The sequence below is a fragment of the Cupriavidus taiwanensis genome, from assembly GCF_900250075.1.
In the GTDB taxonomy this organism is placed as follows: domain Bacteria; phylum Pseudomonadota; class Gammaproteobacteria; order Burkholderiales; family Burkholderiaceae; genus Cupriavidus; species Cupriavidus taiwanensis_C.
In genome coordinates, this window is record NZ_LT977070.1 from 1,899,445 (window position 1) to 1,916,615 (window position 17,171).

13 protein-coding genes are annotated in these 17,171 nt (G+C 70.9%); 11 read left to right on the forward strand and 2 right to left on the reverse strand.

Going from position 1 to position 17,171, the window contains the following annotated elements:
• Positions 1-1,005 carry an acyltransferase gene (locus CBM2588_RS08840; RefSeq protein ID WP_439897429.1) on the reverse strand — a complete coding sequence of 335 codons (1,005 nt, stop codon included), beginning with the start codon at positions 1,003-1,005 and terminating at the stop codon, positions 1-3.
• 94 nt (positions 1,006-1,099) lie between these two features.
• Entirely contained in the window at positions 1,100-2,056 is a 957-nt protein-coding gene (locus CBM2588_RS08845; protein ID WP_115681443.1) for a SphA family protein, read from the reverse strand.
• Between the two features lie 213 nt (positions 2,057-2,269).
• Here CBM2588_RS08845 and CBM2588_RS08850 point away from each other — a divergent pair, with 213 nt between their 5' ends.
• From CBM2588_RS08850 to CBM2588_RS08900, 11 genes are all read left to right on the forward strand, one after another.
• Positions 2,270-3,418: a BamA/TamA family outer membrane protein gene (locus CBM2588_RS08850; protein WP_115680219.1), complete on the forward strand. Its 1,149-nt coding sequence runs from the start codon at positions 2,270-2,272 to the stop codon at positions 3,416-3,418.
• 136 nt (positions 3,419-3,554) lie between these two features.
• The gene (locus CBM2588_RS08855) at positions 3,555-4,787 is read left to right on the forward strand and encodes a formylglycine-generating enzyme family protein (RefSeq protein ID WP_115680220.1); all 1,233 of its coding nucleotides are present in this window, start codon (positions 3,555-3,557) and stop codon (positions 4,785-4,787) included.
• Between the two features lie 58 nt (positions 4,788-4,845).
• Entirely contained in the window at positions 4,846-5,919 is a 1,074-nt protein-coding gene (locus tag CBM2588_RS08860; protein ID WP_115680221.1) for an HAD family hydrolase, read from the forward strand.
• Between the two features lie 65 nt (positions 5,920-5,984).
• Complete coding sequence (locus CBM2588_RS08865; RefSeq protein ID WP_115680222.1) at positions 5,985-7,742, forward strand: arylsulfatase; 1,758 nt, start codon at positions 5,985-5,987, stop codon at positions 7,740-7,742.
• Positions 7,743-7,811: 69 nt separating this feature from the next.
• Positions 7,812-10,460 (forward strand): fused MFS/spermidine synthase, encoded by a 2,649-nt coding sequence (locus tag CBM2588_RS08870; protein WP_115680223.1) that lies wholly within the window; start codon positions 7,812-7,814, stop codon positions 10,458-10,460.
• Complete coding sequence (locus tag CBM2588_RS08875) at positions 10,457-11,431, forward strand: AAA family ATPase (RefSeq protein ID WP_115680224.1); 975 nt, start codon at positions 10,457-10,459, stop codon at positions 11,429-11,431. Before CBM2588_RS08870 ends, CBM2588_RS08875 begins: the two co-directional genes overlap by 4 nt.
• Positions 11,432-11,453: 22 nt before the next feature.
• Positions 11,454-12,476 (forward strand): DUF58 domain-containing protein, encoded by a 1,023-nt coding sequence (locus tag CBM2588_RS08880; RefSeq protein WP_115680225.1) that lies wholly within the window; start codon positions 11,454-11,456, stop codon positions 12,474-12,476.
• Positions 12,473-12,988 (forward strand): DUF4381 domain-containing protein, encoded by a 516-nt coding sequence (locus CBM2588_RS08885; protein ID WP_115680226.1) that lies wholly within the window; start codon positions 12,473-12,475, stop codon positions 12,986-12,988. The genes CBM2588_RS08880 and CBM2588_RS08885 overlap by 4 nt, the downstream gene beginning before the upstream one ends.
• The gene (locus tag CBM2588_RS08890) at positions 12,975-14,051 is read left to right on the forward strand and encodes a VWA domain-containing protein (RefSeq protein ID WP_115680227.1); all 1,077 of its coding nucleotides are present in this window, start codon (positions 12,975-12,977) and stop codon (positions 14,049-14,051) included. The genes CBM2588_RS08885 and CBM2588_RS08890 overlap by 14 nt, the downstream gene beginning before the upstream one ends.
• Positions 14,051-15,718: a VWA domain-containing protein gene (locus CBM2588_RS08895; protein WP_115680228.1), complete on the forward strand. Its 1,668-nt coding sequence runs from the start codon at positions 14,051-14,053 to the stop codon at positions 15,716-15,718. Before CBM2588_RS08890 ends, CBM2588_RS08895 begins: the two co-directional genes overlap by 1 nt.
• Complete coding sequence (locus tag CBM2588_RS08900) at positions 15,715-17,130, forward strand: BatD family protein (protein WP_115680229.1); 1,416 nt, start codon at positions 15,715-15,717, stop codon at positions 17,128-17,130. Before CBM2588_RS08895 ends, CBM2588_RS08900 begins: the two co-directional genes overlap by 4 nt.
• The last annotated feature ends 41 nt before the right edge of the window (positions 17,131-17,171 follow it).

Below are 17,171 nucleotides of genomic sequence, written 5' to 3' on the forward strand. Positions count from 1 at the left end.
TCAGCCCTCGCGCGGCGGCGTCAGCGCCTCGATCTCCGCATCCTTGGCCTCCCACTGGCTTGCCAGCCAGTGGTGGAATTCGGTGCGGAAGGCCTTGTCGCTGCCGTAGTCTGCGTGGCAGAAGGACGGCGGCACCGGCAGCTGGCGCATCCGCACCAGCACCGGGCCGGCGCGACCGCAGGCGAGGTCCCAGAAGCCGGGCGCGCCTTGCGGGTAGACGATGGTGACATCGATCAGCGAGCGGAACTTGTCGCCCATCGCGTTCAGCGCCACCGCCAGCCCGCCGGCCTTGGGCTTGAGCAGGTGGCGGTAGGGGGAAGCCTGCGCGGCGTGCTTGGCCGCGGTAAAACGCGTGCCTTCCGCAAACACCATCACGCTGGTCGGCACCAGCGAAAACTTGGCGCAGGCGCGCCGGGCGGTCTCCTGGTCCTGGCGCCGCAAGGCCGGATTGCGCCGCAGCTCGGCCTTGCCGTGGCGCTTCATGAACGGAAAGTCCAGCGCCCACCAGGCCAGGCCGATCACCGGCACATAGATCAGCTGCTGCTTCAGGAAAAACTTCAGCAGCGGGATGCGCCGGTTCAGCGCCCGCTGCAGCACGAAGATGTCGGCCCACGACTGGTGGTTGCAGTTGACCAGGTACCAGTCGGCATAGCGCAGGCCCTCGTTGCCCCGGACGTCCCAGGGCTCGCGCTGGATCCACGCGAACCAGCCGGTGTTGCCCGAGATCCAGGCGGTGGCGATGCCATTGAGCAGCGGGTCGATGCGCCGCCTGACGGCGGTGAACGGCAGGGCCAGCTTCAGCAGCGCCAGCGGAAATAGCAGCGCGCACCAGAACAGCGTGCTGGCGATCAGCAGGGTCCAGCTGACGATGCCGGTGACAAAGGCGAAGCGGCCGCGCGGCACCAGCGCGCGGCGGCGTGGGGGCTCCGCGGGGGAGGGCTGGCTGGTGTCAGGGGAAGCGGGGGCGGCGGTGGAAGCGGGGGAAGAAGAGGGCAACGTCGTCATGGGCGCCAGTTTGCAGGCAGGAAAGGAAATGGAGCTTGCGCTTGATCAACGCGGACGCTGGCTCGTGGGTATTTCAAGTTGGCGCGTGATGCCATCAAAACACCAGTGTCGCCGTGCCCATGAAGGTGTTGGTGCTCTTCAGCCGGTTCTTGCTGGCCACCGTGGGCACCCAGCGAAGGCCGAGCGACAGCAGGCTCCTGGCGCCGATCTTGGTGTCGTAGGTGACGATCGGACCTACCGCCCAGTCATGGCCGCGGAAGCCGTTCAGGCGGTCGGCCAGCGGGCCGCTGTCGTCGCCCAGCTGCTGCGTGGTGCCGGCGATCAGGCCGACGCCGGCGCCGTTGGCAAAGCGCTTGAGCAGCATCGTGTCGAGCGTGAACAGCGGTGCGTTCTGGTAATCGGTGGCGTGGTTGCGGGTGTAGAACTGGATGCCGGCGACGGCATCGAACTCGAGCCCGTGTTCGGGGAACAGCCGGGTGTAGGCCACCTGCGGGATGAAGGTCCAGTTGTTGAGACTGGGATTGGCCAGGGCGTTGGGGTCGTACTTGCCGGTCGGCGCCCACACGTTCAGGCTCAGCGCCACGTGTTCGGTCTTGGAAAAATGGTAGCCCGCGATGACCGGCGCGAACGAGATGTCGAACAGGTTCGAGGCGGTGTCCTGGGTGCCGAGGCTGCGGCCGCCGACGGCAAGGTTGGCCGCGACTTTGGTCCACACATACGGGAGCGTAAAGCTGGAGGCGAAGTTCCAGGCGCCGGTGTCGGTGTCCCACACTTTCATCACGGTCGCCAGGGTGAAGGCGATCTTGCCGTCGATGCCGGCCGAAGCCTTGCCCGCAACCGGCACGGTGCGGCTGCCGCCGATCGAGCCGTCGAGGTAGATCTCGCCGACATTGACGATCAGCGCCGGTTCGGGCGACACCACTCCCGCGTTGGGAAGCACGCTGGTGCCGGTCACGGGGCGCCCGAGCGCGCCTTCGGTGGCGTGGGCGCCGACGCAGGCCAGCAGCAGCGGGGCAGTCAAGGCAAGCCGTCGTGCGAAGGTCTTTGGCATGGGCATCAACAGGTCGGACAGACCGGGCAGGGCATGCGGTCGGCGTCCGCGCCGGTTTTTTGACATTGCATACTAGCAGCAAACCCCCGCGTCACTGTTGGCGCGAAAGCTCGCAAGAAAAGCACGTTAAAACTTTCATCACGGCATCGCAAAGTTTTACTTCACAAGGCCGAAGCCGCCCGGCGATGATGCTTGCCGATGATTCATCCCGCCATGACAAAACGCCTTGCCGCGCTGATGGGCGCACTGGCCGTGTGCTGCTGCGGCGGCGCATGGGCGCAGGCCGACGTGGCTGGAGCAAAGAAGCCGCTGTCGTTCTTCGACCCGGACGACGGCGCGCTGGACCTGAGCGACTTCCTGCTCAACCACAGCGGCGCGCTGCCCGTGCCAACCATCATCACCGAGCCGGCGGTCGGTTATGGCGCGGGCCTCGGGCTGATGTTCTTCTCGCAATCGATGGCCGACGCGGCCGCCAGTGCCAGGGCCAGCGGCAAGGGCCCGGCGCCGCCCAACATCACCGGCATCGGCGGCGCGTATACCGAGAATGGAACCTGGGGCGCCGGCGTCGCGCATTTCCATACCTGGGACGGCGACCGCTATCGCTATCTCGGCGCGCTGGCCAAGGTCGACGCCAACCTCGACTACTACGGCTTGCGCAACCAGCCGCGTGCCTATGCGCTGCGCGGGGTGTTCCTGGTGCAGCAGCTGCTGGTGCGCATCGCCGACACCCGCTGGTACGCGGGCCCGCGCTATGTGTATTTCGATTCGACCGCGACCTTCAGGTTTGGCGATGCCGGCGAGTTCGGCAGCTTCGACCAGACCCAGCGCATCGGCAAGGCCGGCCTGGTGGTCGACTATGACTCGCGCGACAACATGTTCTACCCCAGCCGCGGCAGCTATGCCGAACTCGAGGCGCAGTTCGCGCGCGGCGGCTTCGGCAGTACCCAGTCGTTCAACATGTACAACGCGCGCGGCTTTACCTGGCTGCCGCTGGCGCGCACCGTGATCCTCGGCCTGCGCGCCGATACGCGCTTTTCCAGCGGCGAGGTCCCGTTCTACGCGCAGCCCTACGTCGACCTGCGCGGGGTGCAGAAGGGTCGCTACCAGGACCGCAATGCGCTCGCGGCGGAAATGGAATTGCGCTGGGACGTGACCCCGCGCTGGTCGCTGCTGGGCTTTACCGGCGTCGGCAAGGCCTATGGGCGCTGGCACGATTTTTCCGATGCCTCGGCCATCTACAGCGTCGGCGCGGGCTTTCGCTACATGATCGCGCGCAAGCTGGGGGTGTCGATCGGCCTCGATGTGGCGCACAGCAAGGGCCAGAACGCGTTCTATATCCAGGTCGGCAGCGCCTGGCGCTGAGGCGACAGCGGAATGAGAAAAAAACTTAATTCACTGCTGCCTGAAATCATAAAAAGCTGACTTCTGATTGCCGAACCCATCTGAGATCATTGTTTTCGCTGATCGGCGCAGTGTTTTGCATACAGAGACAATAGGAATGAGCGGACCACGTGATAGCGGCAATCCCGGTGCAGGCCCCGCGGCCCTGGCGGCCGCACGGAGCGGCGGCAGGCGGGCGTGGCTGCTGGCGGGCCTGCTCGGCGTCGGACTCGCGGCCGGCCTTGGCGGCAGCTACTGGTATCTGAAGGGACGGATCCCGGCCGCGCCGGCAATTGTCGTCGGCGATGGCAAGACGGGTCCCGCCGGCATGGTGCGCGTGCCGGGAGGCGACTTCCTGATGGGCAGCGACAGCAAGATGGCGCAGCCCAATGAAAAGCCGGCGCACAAGGTGCGCGTGCATGGGTTCTGGATGGACCAGCACCACGTCACCAACGCGCAATTCCGCAAGTTCGTCGAAGCCACCGGTTATGTCACCACCGCCGAGCGCGCGCCCGACTGGGAAACCCTGCGCGTGCAGCTGCCGCCCGGCACGCCGCGCCCGCCCGACAGCGCCATGGTCGCGGGCGGCATGGTCTTCGTCGGCACGCCGCGCCCGGTGCCGCTGCAGGACTATTCGCGCTGGTGGCGCTATGTGCCCGGCGCCGACTGGCGCCATCCGACCGGCCCTGGCAGCTCGATCGAGGGCAAGGACAACCACCCGGTGGTGCAGGTTTCGTACGAAGACGCACAGGCCTATGCCAAGTGGGCCGGCAAGCGGCTGCCGACCGAGGCGGAATGGGAGTTCGCCGCGCGCGGCGGGCTCGAGCAGGCGACCTATGCCTGGGGCGAGCAGTTTGCCCCCGACGGCAGGCAGATGGCCAATGTCTGGCAGGGACAGCAGAACCAGCCGTTCCCCGTGGTCAGTCCCAAGGCCGGCGGGGCGCTGGGCACCAGCCCGGTCGGCACCTTTCCGCCCAATGGCTACGGCCTTGCCGACATGACCGGCAATGCCTGGCAGTGGGTCGCGGACTGGTACCGCGCCGACCAGTTCCGGCGCGAGGCCGGCAAGGCGCAGCCGATCGAAAACCCGGTGGGCCCGCTGGCATCGTGGGATCCGTCCGAACCGGGGGTGCCGGTCAACGCGCCCAAGCGCGTCACGCGCGGCGGCTCGTTCCTGTGCAACGAGGACTTCTGCCTGAGCTACCGCCCCAGCGCACGGCGCGGCACCGATCCCTTCAACAGCATGTCGCACCTCGGCTTCCGCCTGGTGATGGACGAAAGCCGCTGGGCCGAAATGCAGCGGCGGCCGCCGGTGGCGATGGCCGGGCCGGCCCACCCGGCAGCGCGCTAACGCCGCGCGCGAACCAGGTTTCTTTCCAGCAGGGCAACACGCTACAGGAGCGAGCAACATGACCATGGCAGCGCCTCCCGCAATCCTTGTCAGCCACACGCGCAAGGCCATCGCCGCGCTGGCGCTGGCCGGCCTGGCGCTGGTCGGCTGCTCGACCTCCGCCACCGCGCCGGCGGCGCAGGATGCGGCCGCGCCGTCGGTGCAGGCTGCGGCAGCGGCGCTGCCGTCGTGGCGCGACGGTGCGGCCCGCCAGGCGCTGCTGAAATTCGTCGCCGACGTGACGCGGCCCGGCTCGCCCGGCTTCGTGCCGCCCGAGGAACGCGTGGCCGTGTTCGACAACGACGGCACGCTGTGGAGCGAGCAGCCGCTGTACTTCCAGTTCTTCTTCCTGCTCGACCAGGTGCGGGCGGCAGCGCCGCAGCACCCGGAATGGCGCAACAACCCCGCGTTCAGGGCGCTGATGGCCAATGACATGCAGGGCCTGATGCGCAACGAAAAGCAGTTGCTTGGCCTGATCGCCGAGGCCAACAGCGGCATGACCGTGGACCAATACGACCGCACCATCCGCGACTGGCTGGCAAAAGCGCGGCACCCCAAGTTCAACCGGCCTTACACCGAACTGGTGTACCAGCCGCAGCTGGAACTGCTGTCCTACCTGCGTGCCAACGGCTTCAAGACCTACATCGTCTCGGGCGGCACCATCGACTTCATGCGGCCGTGGAGCCAGGCCATCTACGGCGTCCCGCCCGAACAGGTGATCGGCTCCTCGCAGGCGGTGCGCTACCAGGTGCGCGACGGCAAGCCTGTGCTGGTGCGCGACCCCAAGCTGGACTTCATCGATGACGGGCCGGGCAAGCCGGTCGGCATCTACCGCCATATCGGCCGCCGGCCCATCCTTGCCGTGGGCAACTCCGACGGCGACCTGCAGATGCTGGAGTACGCCACGGGCGGCGACGGCCCGCGCCTGGCCGTGCTGGTGCATCACGACGATGCCGAGCGCGAGTTCGCCTATGACCGCCAGTCCAAGGTGGGCAAGCTCGACAAGGCCCTGGACGCGGCCCGCGCCAGGGGCTGGACGGTGGTCAGCATGAAGCGGGACTGGCAGCAGGTCTATCCGGCCGGCAAGCCATGACCACACGTATCAGCAGCAAACCAGCAGCAAACCGACCGTAACGGGTCAATGAACGGAGGCGGGACATGCACAGAGTTGAAGAACGCATAGTCAGAGGGCGGAGTTCCAGGCTGGCGATGCTGGCCGTGGCCGCCGTGGTGGTCGCCGTGACCGGCTGCGACAAGAAGGAGACCCCGCCCAAGGCGCAGCAGCCGGCGGCGCAGGCGCCTGCCGCCACGCCGGCACCGGGCGCGGCCGCACCGGTACCGGCCCGCGAGAATCCGCCGGTGGCGACCAGCGCCCCGGTTGCCGCGGCCTCCGCGCCCGCGCTGGCGGCACCGGCCGCCTCCGGCAAGAAGCCCAACATCCTGGTGATCTTTGGCGACGACATCGGCCAGACCAACATCAGTGCCTACAGCCATGGCGTGGTGGGTTACCGCACCCCGAACATCGACCGCATTGCCCAGGAGGGCATGCTGTTCACCGACTACTACGGCGAGAACAGCTGCACCGCCGGCCGCTCCACCTTCATCACCGGTGAAGTGGGGCTGCGCACGGGCCTGCTGAAGGTCGGCATTCCGGGCGCGCCGGTCGGGCTGCAGGCGCAGAACGTGACCATTGCGCAGGCGCTCAAGCCGCTGGGCTATGCCACCGGCCAGTTCGGCAAGAACCACCTGGGCGACCGCAACGAGTACCTGCCCACCGCGCACGGCTTCGACGAGTTCTTCGGCAACCTCTATCACCTGAACGCGGAAGAGGAACCGGAGCGCCCGTACTACCCGAAAAACGACGAGGCCTGGGTCAAGGCCAACGCGCCGCGCGGCGTGATCCACTCGTTCGCCGACGGCAAGGTCCAGGACACCGGGCCGCTGAACCGCAAGCGCATGGAGACCATCGACGACGAGACCACGACGGCGGCGATCGGCTTCATGGACAAGCAGGTGAAGGCCGACAAGCCGTTCTTCGTGTGGATGAACACCACCCGCATGCACGTGTTCACCCACGTGCGCGAGTCGATGCGCGGGCAGAGCGGCATGCCCGGCAACGAGTACGCCGACGGCATGATCGAGCACGACGGCCACGTCGGCAAGCTGCTCAAGGCGCTCGACGACCTGAAGATCGCCGACAACACCATCGTCATCTACAGCACCGACAACGGCCCCAACCAGTTCAGCTGGCCGGATGCCGCGACCACGCCGTTCCGAAGCGAGAAGGACACCAACTGGGAAGGCGCGTTCCGGGTGCCGGCGATCATTCGCTGGCCGGGCCGGATCAAGCCCAACACGGTGTCCACCACGATGATTTCCGGGCTCGACTGGTTCCCGACGCTGCTGGCCGCGGCCGGCGATGCCGATATCAAGGACCGGCTGCTCAAGGGCACCAGCATCGGTGGCAAATCGTTCAAGGTGCATCTGGACGGCTACAACTTCCTGCCATACCTGACCGGGCAGACCAACACCGGGCCGCGCCAGGACTTCTTCTACTTCAACGATGACGGGCAGCTGGTGGCGATGCGCCACAACGACTGGAAGTTCGTGTTCTGCGAGCAGCGCCAGCCGGGCGGCTTCCAGGTCTGGGCCAACCCGTTCACCTGCCTGCGCGTGCCCAAGGCATTCAACCTGCGCATGGACCCCTATGAGCGGGCCGATACGGTTTCCGACCAGTACTACGACTGGACCGCGAAGAACGCCTACATGATCAGTTATGCGTCGTCGCGGGTGGCACCGTTCCTCCAGTCGTTCAAGGACTACCCGCCCAGCCAGCGCCCGGCGAGCTTCACCATCGACCAGATGACCGAGGCGGTGATGTCGTCGATCGACAGGGGCGCGGCCGGCGGCAAGTAGCCTCCGGCGTGACCGGCCAGCCGGCTTCCACTGCAAAGGCCGGCTGGCCCATTCCACAGGGATCGCACCATGGTAGAAGCGCGCGCCGGCGCAGGCTCCGGCAAGGATAAGGTGCGGTATGCGACGGCCACCAACGGGCAGGGCGCCCGGGCCGCCGCGCAGGCGGGGCAGGACGGGCAGGCGTGGCATGACGCCGCGCTGGTGCCTGCCCTGCTGCTTTTTGCCTCGGGCACCGCGGGGCTGGTGTTCCAGGTGCTGTGGATCAGGCAGCTCGCGCTGGTGGTGGGTGTCGAGGTACACGCCGTCACCACCGCCGTGAGCGCGTTCTTCGGCGGCCTGGCACTGGGCGGCTGGGTCTTCGGCCGCAGCGCCGACCGCCATGGCGATCCGCTCAGGCTGTATGCCTGGCTGGAGATCGCGGTGCTGGTGCTGGGCGTCGGCGCGACGCTGGCCCTGGCGCAGGCCGCCGCGCCGTTTGCCTGGCTGGAAAGCCGGGTGGGCCTGCTGGCGTGGGCGTTGCCGTTCGTGCTGGTGATCCTGCCGGCGGCCGCGATGGGCGGCACGCTGCCGGTGCTGATGCGCGTGCTGGGCTCGCGCCCGGGCCGCGTTGGCACGCACGGTGGCCGGCTCTACGCCGCCAACACCGCCGGCGCCATCGCCGGCACGCTGCTGGCTGGCTTTGTGCTGGTGCCCGGGCTTGGCATCCTCGGCAGCGCCATCGCGGCGGGCATGCTCAACGGCGTCGCGGCGCTGTGTGCCTGGCTGCTGGCGCGGCGGGCTACGAGTCCCTGCGCTCCCGCCAGCGCCCACGCGGCGCAACCCGCCGCTGCCGCCGGCGATGTCGCCAACGGCCGGCTCGCGCTGCTGCTGTATGCCGCCGCGGGCGGCATCGCGCTGGGCTATGAGGTGGTCTGGTCGCAGGCCATCGTGCAGTTCCTCAGCACGCGCACCTTCGCCTTCACCGTGGTGCTGGCCACCTACCTGGCCGGGCTCGCCATCGGCAGCGCGCTGGCCGCGCGCCATGCCGACCGCGCGCGCGACCCGTGGGGCGCCTTCGGCCTGCTGGTGGCGGCGGCCGGGCTGGTGGCCTTGCTCGAGTTCGTGCTGCTGGGCGAATGGCTGCTGCGCGCGCAGGGCAGCCTGTCGGCGTGGGTCCAGGGCCTGACCGCGAGCCCGCTGCTGGCGGCCTGCGCACGCTTTGCGCTGGCGGCGCTGACGGTGGTGTTCGTGCCGACGCTGCTGCTGGGCGCGGCGTTCCCGTTCGTGCTGCGCGTCAGTGTCGACAGCCGGCGCATCGGCGCGGGCGTGGGCAGCGTGATCGCCCTCAACACGCTCGGCGGCATCGCCGGCACCGCGCTGGCCGGCTTCGTGCTGGTGCCGTACCTGGGGCTGGTGCGTACGCTGTCGCTGCTGGCGGTCGCGGCGGCGGTGGTCGGCGTGGTGGCGGTGGCGCTGGGCAGCGGGGTGCGGCCGGCGGCGCGCTGGGCGGTGCCGATGCTGGGCGTGCTGGCGGTGATCGCCGCCGCGCTGGCGCCGCCGGACCGCCTCGCCACGCTGCTGGCGCGGGCGCGTGGCGGCGAACTGGTGTTCTACGAGGAAGGGCGCGGCGCCACCGTGGCGGTGGTCGAGCAGAGCTCCGCCACCAACCGCTTCCGGCGCCTCTATATCCAGGGCGTTTCCAATTCCGGCGATGCCATGACCTCGCAGCGCTATATGCGGCTGCAGGCGCTGCTGCCGTTGATCGTGCACAACGGCGCGCCGAAGTCGGCGCTGGTGATCGGGCTCGGCACCGGCATCACGGCGGGCGCGACGCTGGCGTGGCCGGGGCTGGAGCGGCGCGTGGTGGCGGAGCTGCTGCCGCCGGTCGCGCGCGCGGTGCCCAGCTTCAAGGGCAATTTCGGCGTCGCCACCGACCCGCGCGTGGAGATCCGCCTGCGCGACGGCCGGCGCGAACTGCTGCAGAGCCCGCAGCAGTACGACCTGGTTACGCTGGAGCCGCCGCCGCCGTCGGCTGCCGGCGTGGCCAACCTGTATTCGACCGACTTCTACCGGCTCGCGGCCACGCGGCTGCAGCCCGGCGGCCTGGTGGCGCAGTGGCTGCCGCTGCCGACGCAGAACGACGCCGATACGCGCATGCTGGTGCGCAGCTTCCTCGATGTGTTCCCGCACGCCACGCTGTGGACCACCGAGCTGCACGAGATGCTGCTGGTCGGGTCGATGTCGCCGCTGGCGCTGGATGTGGCGCAGGTCCGCGCGCGCTTTGCGCAGCCGGATGTCGCCGCGGCGCTGCAGGCGGTGGGGGTGCGCTCGGCGGCGGCACTGCTGGCCACCTGGGTCACCGACCGCGCCGGGCTGGACTGGTATGCGGCCGATGCGCCGGCCGTGACCGACGACCGCCCGCGCATCGAGTATGCCGGCTGGGTCCGCCCCGACGCCTTCCCGGAATCGTTGTCCAGGCTGCTGTCGCTGCAAAGCGAACCGCCGCTGGCGGGCGCCGACGATGCCTTCTGGCGCGAGCTGCGCCACGAGCGCGAGATCCTGCACACGTTCTACCGCGCCGGCCTCGACGCCTACCGCGGCGACCGCGAGGCGTGGGCCAGCCATATCACGCAGGCCATGCGCGCCGATCCCGACAATCCCTACTACGCATGGTTTGTCGGCGGGCAGGCCCGCCGCGCCCCGGCCGCACCCGAGAACACCCCAAGGAACGCCCCATGAGCACACGCGACGACGTCCTGGCCCTGCAGCAGCGCATGGGCGAATCGATCGTGGGCCAGCAGCGCATGATCGAGCGCCTGCTGCTGGGCCTGCTGGCGGACGGCCACCTGTTGGTCGAAGGCCTGCCGGGGCTGGCCAAGACGCGCGCCATCAAGATGCTGGCGCGCAACCTCGATGCGCGGCTGTCGCGGATCCAGTTCACGCCGGACCTGCTGCCGGCGGACATCACCGGCTCGGAAATCTACTTCACCGAAGGCGGCAAGGGCGAGTTCCGCTTCCAGGCCGGCCCGGTATTCGCCAACCTGGTGCTGGCCGACGAGGTCAACCGCTCGCCGGCCAAGGTCCAGGCGGCGCTGCTGGAGGCGATGGAAGAGCGCCAGGTCACCGTCGGCGGCACCACCCACAAGCTCGAGCCGCTGTTCCTGGTGATGGCGACGCAGAACCCGATCGAACAGGAGGGCACCTACCCGCTGCCCGAGGCGCAGATGGACCGCTTCCTGATGCATGTCAGCGTGGGCTATCCCGAAGCGCAGGCCGAGGCCGACATCGTCAGGCTGGCGCGCGCGGAAGAGGCGGGCGGCGCGGCGGCTGGCGCGAGCGCTCCGGTGCGGCTCGCGCCCGAGGCCATCTTCGCCGCGCGTGCGGCCATCCATGGCATTCATGTCAGCGAGGCGGTGGAGCGCTACATCGTCGCGCTGGTGCAGGCCACGCGCGCGCCCAAGCTTGTCGACGACGATCTCGACAAGTGGATCCAGGTGGGCGTGAGCCCGCGCGGCTCGATCGGGCTGGACAAGGTGGCGCGCGCGCATGCGTGGCTGCACGGGCGCGACTTCGTCACGCCCGAAGACGTGCAGGCCGTGGTCGGCGATGTGTTCCGCCACCGGCTGATCCTGTCGTACGAGGCGCATGCCGCCGGCGTCGGCGCCGATGCCGTGATCGAGCGCCTGGTGCAGCAAGTGGCGGTGGCCTGAACCAGCGCGAGGGCCGCCTTTCATGCGCCTGCCATTCCGCGCCATCGCCCGCGCCGCCCCGGCGGCGGCGCATGCGCCGTCTTCACAGGCGCTGGCCGGTGTCAGCGTGGATGCCGCGGCGCTGGCCCGGCTCGAGGTGGCCGCGCGCGACTTCCATTTCCTGCCGCGCCAGCCGGTGCACAGCGTGCTGGCCGGGCGCCATGCCTCGCGCGTGCGCGGGCGCGGGCTGACCTTCGAGGAATTGCGCCTCTACCTGCCCGGCGACGATATCCGCAGCATGGACTGGCGCGTGACCGCGCGCACCGGCAAGCCCCATGTGCGCGTCTACACCGAGGAAAAGGACCGGCCGGTGCTGCTGGTGGTGGACCAGCGCATCAACATGTTCTTCGGCAGCCGGCGCGCGATGAAATCGGTCAGCGCAGCCGAAGCAGCTGCGCTGGCCGCGTGGCGCGTGCTCGCCGAAGGCGACCGCGTCGGCGGCGTGGTGCTGGGCGACGAGCGCATCGAAGCGTTCGCGCCGCGCCGCAGCCGCGACGCGGTGCAGCAGCTGCTGGGCGGCATCGCTCGCTTCAACCAGGCCCTGCGCGCCGACGCGCCGGCCCGCCGCGCCGCCGGGCAGCTCAACGCGGCGCTGGAGCGCGCCGCGCGCATGGCGCGCCACGACTGCCTGGTGATCGTGGTCAGCGACTTCGACGGCCATGACACCCGCACCCGCGACCTGATGCTGGCGCTGGCGACGCACAACGATGTGCTGACCATCCTGGTCCACGACCCTTTCCTGGGCGCGCTGCCGGGCTCGGGACAGCTGGTGGTCAGCGACGGCGAGCTGCAGGTCGAGTTGGGCTTCGGCCACGCCGCCACGCGGCGCGGCATCGCCGAGTTTGCCGATTCCCGCGCCAGGGCACTGCTGGACTGGCACCATGCCATGGGCGTGCCGCTGCTGCCGCTGTCCGCCGCCGAGGAGACCGCGCCGCAATTGCGCCGGCTGCTGGGCCGGCCGCTGCAGCAGGCACCGGTGCGGCAGCGCGCGGGGGCGGCGCGATGAGCCTCACCCACAGCGCCGCCCCGGCCACCCTGGCCACGCTGGCCGACCTCGCCGTGCCGCCGCCGCCATCGTGGATGCCGCAGACCATCGGCTGGCCGATCGCCGGCGGCGTGCTGCTGCTGGCGCTGGCCTGGGCCGGGTGGCGCGGCTGGCGGCGCTACCGCGCCAACCGCTACCGGCGCGAGGCGCTGGCGGAACTGGCGGCGCTGCCGCAGGACCCGGACCCCGCACACCGCGCCGCGGCCTTGCGCGCGATGGCGGCGCTGCTCAAGCGCACTGCGCTGGCGGCGTGGCCGCGCGCGCAGGTGGCCAGCCTGGCCGGCGGCGGCTGGGCCGAATTCCTGCGGGCGCATGCGGGTCGGGCCGAGGATGTCGCGCCGCAGCTGGCGGCCCTGGTGCAAGACGCCGAGTACCGTGGCGACGCCGCGCTTGCGCAATGGCCCGACGCCGAGGTGCGCGCCGTGGCCGCGGCATGCCGGCGCTGGATTGCGGAACACCATGTACCAGTTTGAATATCCCTGGCTGTTCGCGCTGCTGCCGCTGCCCTTGCTGCTGTGGTGGTGGCTGCCGCCATACCGCGAGGAAAGCCCGTCGGTGCGGCTGCCGTTCTTTGGCGAGGTCGCCAGTGCCGCCGGGCTGACGCCGGCGGCCGGCGCCGTGGTGCCGCGCCGCAACCGGCTGCAATGGGTGCTGGCGCCGCTGGCGTGGGTGCTGGTGGTGACGGCGCTGGCGCGGCCGCAGTACCTCGAGGCGCCGGTGCAGAAGGTGCAGCCCGCGCGCGACCTGCTGCTGGCGCTGGACCTGTCGCAGTCGATGGACACGCGCGACTTCCGCGATCCGTCCGGCGCGCTGATCCCGCGCGTGCAGGCGGTGCGGCAGGTGGTCGGCAATTTCGTGGCGCGGCGTCCGGGCGACCGCATCGGCCTGGTCGTGTTCGGCGATGCGCCGTACCCGCTGGCGCCGTTTACGCTGGACCACCAGCTGGTGCAGGCGCTGCTGGCCGACCTGCTGCCCGGCATGGCCGGACCGAGCACGGCGCTGGGCGATGCCATCGGCCTCGGCATCAAGCTGTTCGGGCACAGCGAAGCGCCGGAGCGCGTGATGATCGTGCTGACCGACGGCAACGACACCGCCAGCCGGATGCCGCCCGAGCGCGCCGGCGGCATCGCGCGCGAACGCAAGGTGGTGGTGCATACCATCGGCATCGGCGACCCCAACGCCGCGGGCGAAGAGAAGGTCGATCTCGACGTGCTGCAGCGGCTGGCGGCGCAGACCGGCGGGCGCTATTTCTTCGGCGCCGACCAGGCCAGCCTGGAGAGCATCTACGCGACCCTCGACCGGATCACGCCGCATGACCAGAAGACGTTGTCCTGGCGGCCGCGGCGCGAGCTGTTCATGTGGCCGCTGGGCGCGGCGCTGGCGCTGGTGCTGGCGTACCAGCTGCTGATGTTCGGCTATTCGGCGTGGGTCGCGCGGCCCAGGCCGGCCCGAGCCGGCGTGGTGGAAGCGACGGAAGCGACGGAAGCGGTGGACCCGCTGGGCGCGATGGCGGATGCCGCCGGGAGCGGGCGCTGATGCCGGCCTGGCTCGAGCCGCTCGCCCACTTCCATTTCCTGCGCCCGTGGTGGCTGCTGGGGCTGCTGCCGGCCGCGCTGCTGGTGTGGGCGGTGCGGCGCCGCGGCGACGTGCGGCGGCGCTGGCGCGACACCATCGCGCCGCACCTGCTCGACGCGCTGATGCTCGGCGAACGCCGGCGCCTGGCGCTGCGCCCGGTGCACCTGACCGCGCTGCTGCTGGCGCTGGGCGCGGTGGCGCTGGCGGGCCCGAGCTGGCGCCAGGAACGCCCGCCGTTCCTCGACGACAAGGCGCCGCTGGCGATCGCCGTGGACCTGTCGCCGAGCATGGACGCGGTCGACGTCACGCCCACGCGGCTGGAGCGCGCCAAGCTCAAGGTCAAGGCGCTGCTGGCGCGCCGCGACGGCGGCCGCACCGCCATCTACGCCTATGCCGGCTCGACCCACCTGGTGTTGCCGCTGACCGACGACGCCAGCCTGCTGCAGACCTTCGCCGATGCGCTGCAGACCCGCATCATGCCGGTGCCCGGACGCGACATGGCGCAGGCGCTGCGCGTGATCGACGCCGACCTGAAGCGTGAGCCGGTGCCGGGCACCATCCTGTTCCTGACCGACGGCGTCGACCCGGCCGCCGCGGCGGCGTTCCGCGCGCAGGCCGGCAGCGGCCGCAGCCAGCCGGTGGTGCTGGCGCTGGGCACCGCGCAGGGCGGGCCCTTGCGCGATGCCGGGGGCGGCTTTGTCGAGCAGGACGGCGCGCGGGTGTTTGCGCGGCTCGATGTGAAAGCGCTGGAGCGCTTCGGCAATGACAGCGGCGTGCCGGTGGCGACCTTCACGCCGGACAGCGACGACGACGTGGCCTGGGTGCAGCGCCACGTGCAGTCGCATCTCGAACAGATGCAGGCCGGCGACCGCACCCGCTGGAAGGATGAAGGCTGGTGGCTGGTGCCGCCGCTCGCGCTGCTGGCGATGCTATGGTTCCGCAAGGGCTGGACCGTGCGCTGGAGCGCGGGCCTGCTGTTGGCGCTGGCGCTGGCGCTTGCCGCGCCGCCCGAGGCGCAGGCGCAGTCATCCGCGCCAGCCACGCAAGCCAGTGGGGTACGCCCATGGCGCTTCGTCGACCTGTGGCTGACCCACGACCAACAAGGCCGGCGCGCCTTCGAGCAGGGCGACTTTGCGCGCGCCGCGACGCTGTTCGACGATCCGATGTGGCGTGGCATCGCCCAGTATCGCGCCGGCCAGTACGCGCAGGCGGTGCAGAGCTTCGCGCGGGTCGATTCGGCGCAGGCCGACTACAACCAGGGCAATGCCCTGGCGCGGCAGGGCCAGTACCGGCAGGCCGCCGCGCGCTACCGCCAGGCGCTGAAGCGCCAGCCGCAGTGGCCAGAGGCAAGCGCCAACCTGGCGCTGATGGAGAAGCTGCTGGCGCAGCAGCTGCCGAAGGAAAAGCCGGACCCCGACGACGGCGAAGAACCACCCGACCTGCCGCCGGACCAGGTCAAGTACGACGCCGCGAAGCCGTCGGCACCGGGCGGCAAGTCGCTGCAGGTGGTGCTGACGCAGGACGCCGAGATGTGGATGCGCGCGATCCAGACCACGCCGACCGACCTGCTGCAGCGCAAGTTCGCGCTGCAGCACGGACCGGCGGCGCCGGCGCAGGGCGCGCGATGAGGCGCCACGCCATCCCGCCTCGCGCGTGGCTGCGGCGCGCCGCGCTGCTGGTGCTGCTGCTGGCGGCGTGGCTGTGGCCCTGGCTGGCGCGGGCTGCTGCCGGACCGGCCGGGCCCATCGTGCGTGTCGACGTGGGCGCGCGCCAGCCGGTGCTGGCGGGCCAGCAGGTGGGCATCGACGTCACCATCCTCGCGCCCAACTATTTCCTGGCGGCACCCGAGTTCCCGCCGCTTGCGGTGCCGGGCGCGGTGGTCACCTTGCCCGATGCGCGCGCCGTGAATTCCACCGAGACCATCGACGGCGTGGCCTATGCGGGCATTCGCAAGACCTACGCCTTCACCGCCGAGCAGGAGGGCGAGTTCCGGCTGCCGGCCGCGACCATCCGCGTGACCTACGCCGGCGATGACGGCGCGCCGCGCGAGGGCAGCGTCACCTTGCCGCTCACCACGATCCGGGTCGGCACGGGCGGCACCGGCACCGCGACGGCGGAGGCCACAGCCGGCCGGCGCTTGCTGCCGGTGGCGCGGCTCAGCGTGACGCAGACGCTGGACCACAACCCCGACCACGGCGTGGTCCGGCTGCATGCGGGCGATGCGCTGGTGCGCACCGTCACCACCTTTGCGCCGCAGACGCAGGCGATGATGATCGTGCCGCCGCATGCCGCGTCGCCGCGCGGCGTGCGCATGTTCCGCGCGGACGCGCGGCTGTCCGACCAGGCCCAAGGCGAGCAGGCCCAGGCGGCGCCGGAGCCGGGCGGCACGCGCATCGATACGCTGACCTACGTGTTCGAGCGACCCGGCACCTATACGCTGCCCGCGGTCACAGTGGACTGGGTCGATCCCGCCACGCGCCGGCCGGCCAGTTCCGAAGCGCCGGCGGTGAAGGTCGAGGTGGCCGCCGCGCGCAACGCCGGGGCGCTGGCGCCGGGCGGGCCGTCGGCCGGCGCGCTGCCGGGCGCGGGCGGCCTGGCGTGGCGCACGCTGCTGTGGGGCGCGGTCGCGCTGCTCGGCGCCGCCGTGCTGGCGCTGCTGTGGCGGCGGCTGCGGCCGCGCCTGGCGCGCCTGCGGCAACGCCGCGCCGAGCGCCGCCGCGCCCGCGCCGGGGGCGCCGAGGCACGGCTGACGGCCACGCTGCGGGCCTGCCGCGCGGGCGATGCGGCCGCCGCCAGCCAGGCGCTGGGCGACTGGACCCGCGCAGCGCATGGCACCACGCCCGCGGCCTGGGCCGAAGCCGCCGGCGATGCCGCGCTAGCCGGCGCCGTCACCGGCCTGCAGCGCCATCTCTACGGGGCGGTGCCGGTCCCGTCCGCCTGGGACGGCAACCCGCTCGCGCAGGCGCTGGGCCGCCACGCCAGACCCGCCCCGCCGCGCCGGCGCCACGCCGCGCCGGCGCTGCCACCGCTCAATCCCTGATCCCGCCCTGATCCAGCCGCTCCCACGAACCCAACCCGCGC

Bases quoted from the DNA above. Each gene is read 5' to 3' on its own strand.
- CBM2588_RS08840 (WP_439897429.1), bottom strand. From the start codon at position 1,005: ATGACGACGTTGCCCTCTTCTTCCCCCGCTTCCACCGCCGCCCCCGCT.
- CBM2588_RS08845 (WP_115681443.1), bottom strand. From the start codon at position 2,056: ATGCCAAAGACCTTCGCACGACGGCTTGCCTTGACTGCCCCGCTGCTG.
- CBM2588_RS08850 (WP_115680219.1), top strand. From the start codon at position 2,270: ATGACAAAACGCCTTGCCGCGCTGATGGGCGCACTGGCCGTGTGCTGC.
- CBM2588_RS08855 (WP_115680220.1), top strand. From the start codon at position 3,555: ATGAGCGGACCACGTGATAGCGGCAATCCCGGTGCAGGCCCCGCGGCC.
- CBM2588_RS08860 (WP_115680221.1), top strand. From the start codon at position 4,846: ATGACCATGGCAGCGCCTCCCGCAATCCTTGTCAGCCACACGCGCAAG.
- CBM2588_RS08865 (WP_115680222.1), top strand. From the start codon at position 5,985: ATGCACAGAGTTGAAGAACGCATAGTCAGAGGGCGGAGTTCCAGGCTG.
- CBM2588_RS08870 (WP_115680223.1), top strand. From the start codon at position 7,812: ATGGTAGAAGCGCGCGCCGGCGCAGGCTCCGGCAAGGATAAGGTGCGG.
- CBM2588_RS08875 (WP_115680224.1), top strand. From the start codon at position 10,457: ATGAGCACACGCGACGACGTCCTGGCCCTGCAGCAGCGCATGGGCGAA.
- CBM2588_RS08880 (WP_115680225.1), top strand. From the start codon at position 11,454: ATGCGCCTGCCATTCCGCGCCATCGCCCGCGCCGCCCCGGCGGCGGCG.
- CBM2588_RS08885 (WP_115680226.1), top strand. From the start codon at position 12,473: ATGAGCCTCACCCACAGCGCCGCCCCGGCCACCCTGGCCACGCTGGCC.
- CBM2588_RS08890 (WP_115680227.1), top strand. From the start codon at position 12,975: ATGTACCAGTTTGAATATCCCTGGCTGTTCGCGCTGCTGCCGCTGCCC.
- CBM2588_RS08895 (WP_115680228.1), top strand. From the start codon at position 14,051: ATGCCGGCCTGGCTCGAGCCGCTCGCCCACTTCCATTTCCTGCGCCCG.
- CBM2588_RS08900 (WP_115680229.1), top strand. From the start codon at position 15,715: ATGAGGCGCCACGCCATCCCGCCTCGCGCGTGGCTGCGGCGCGCCGCG.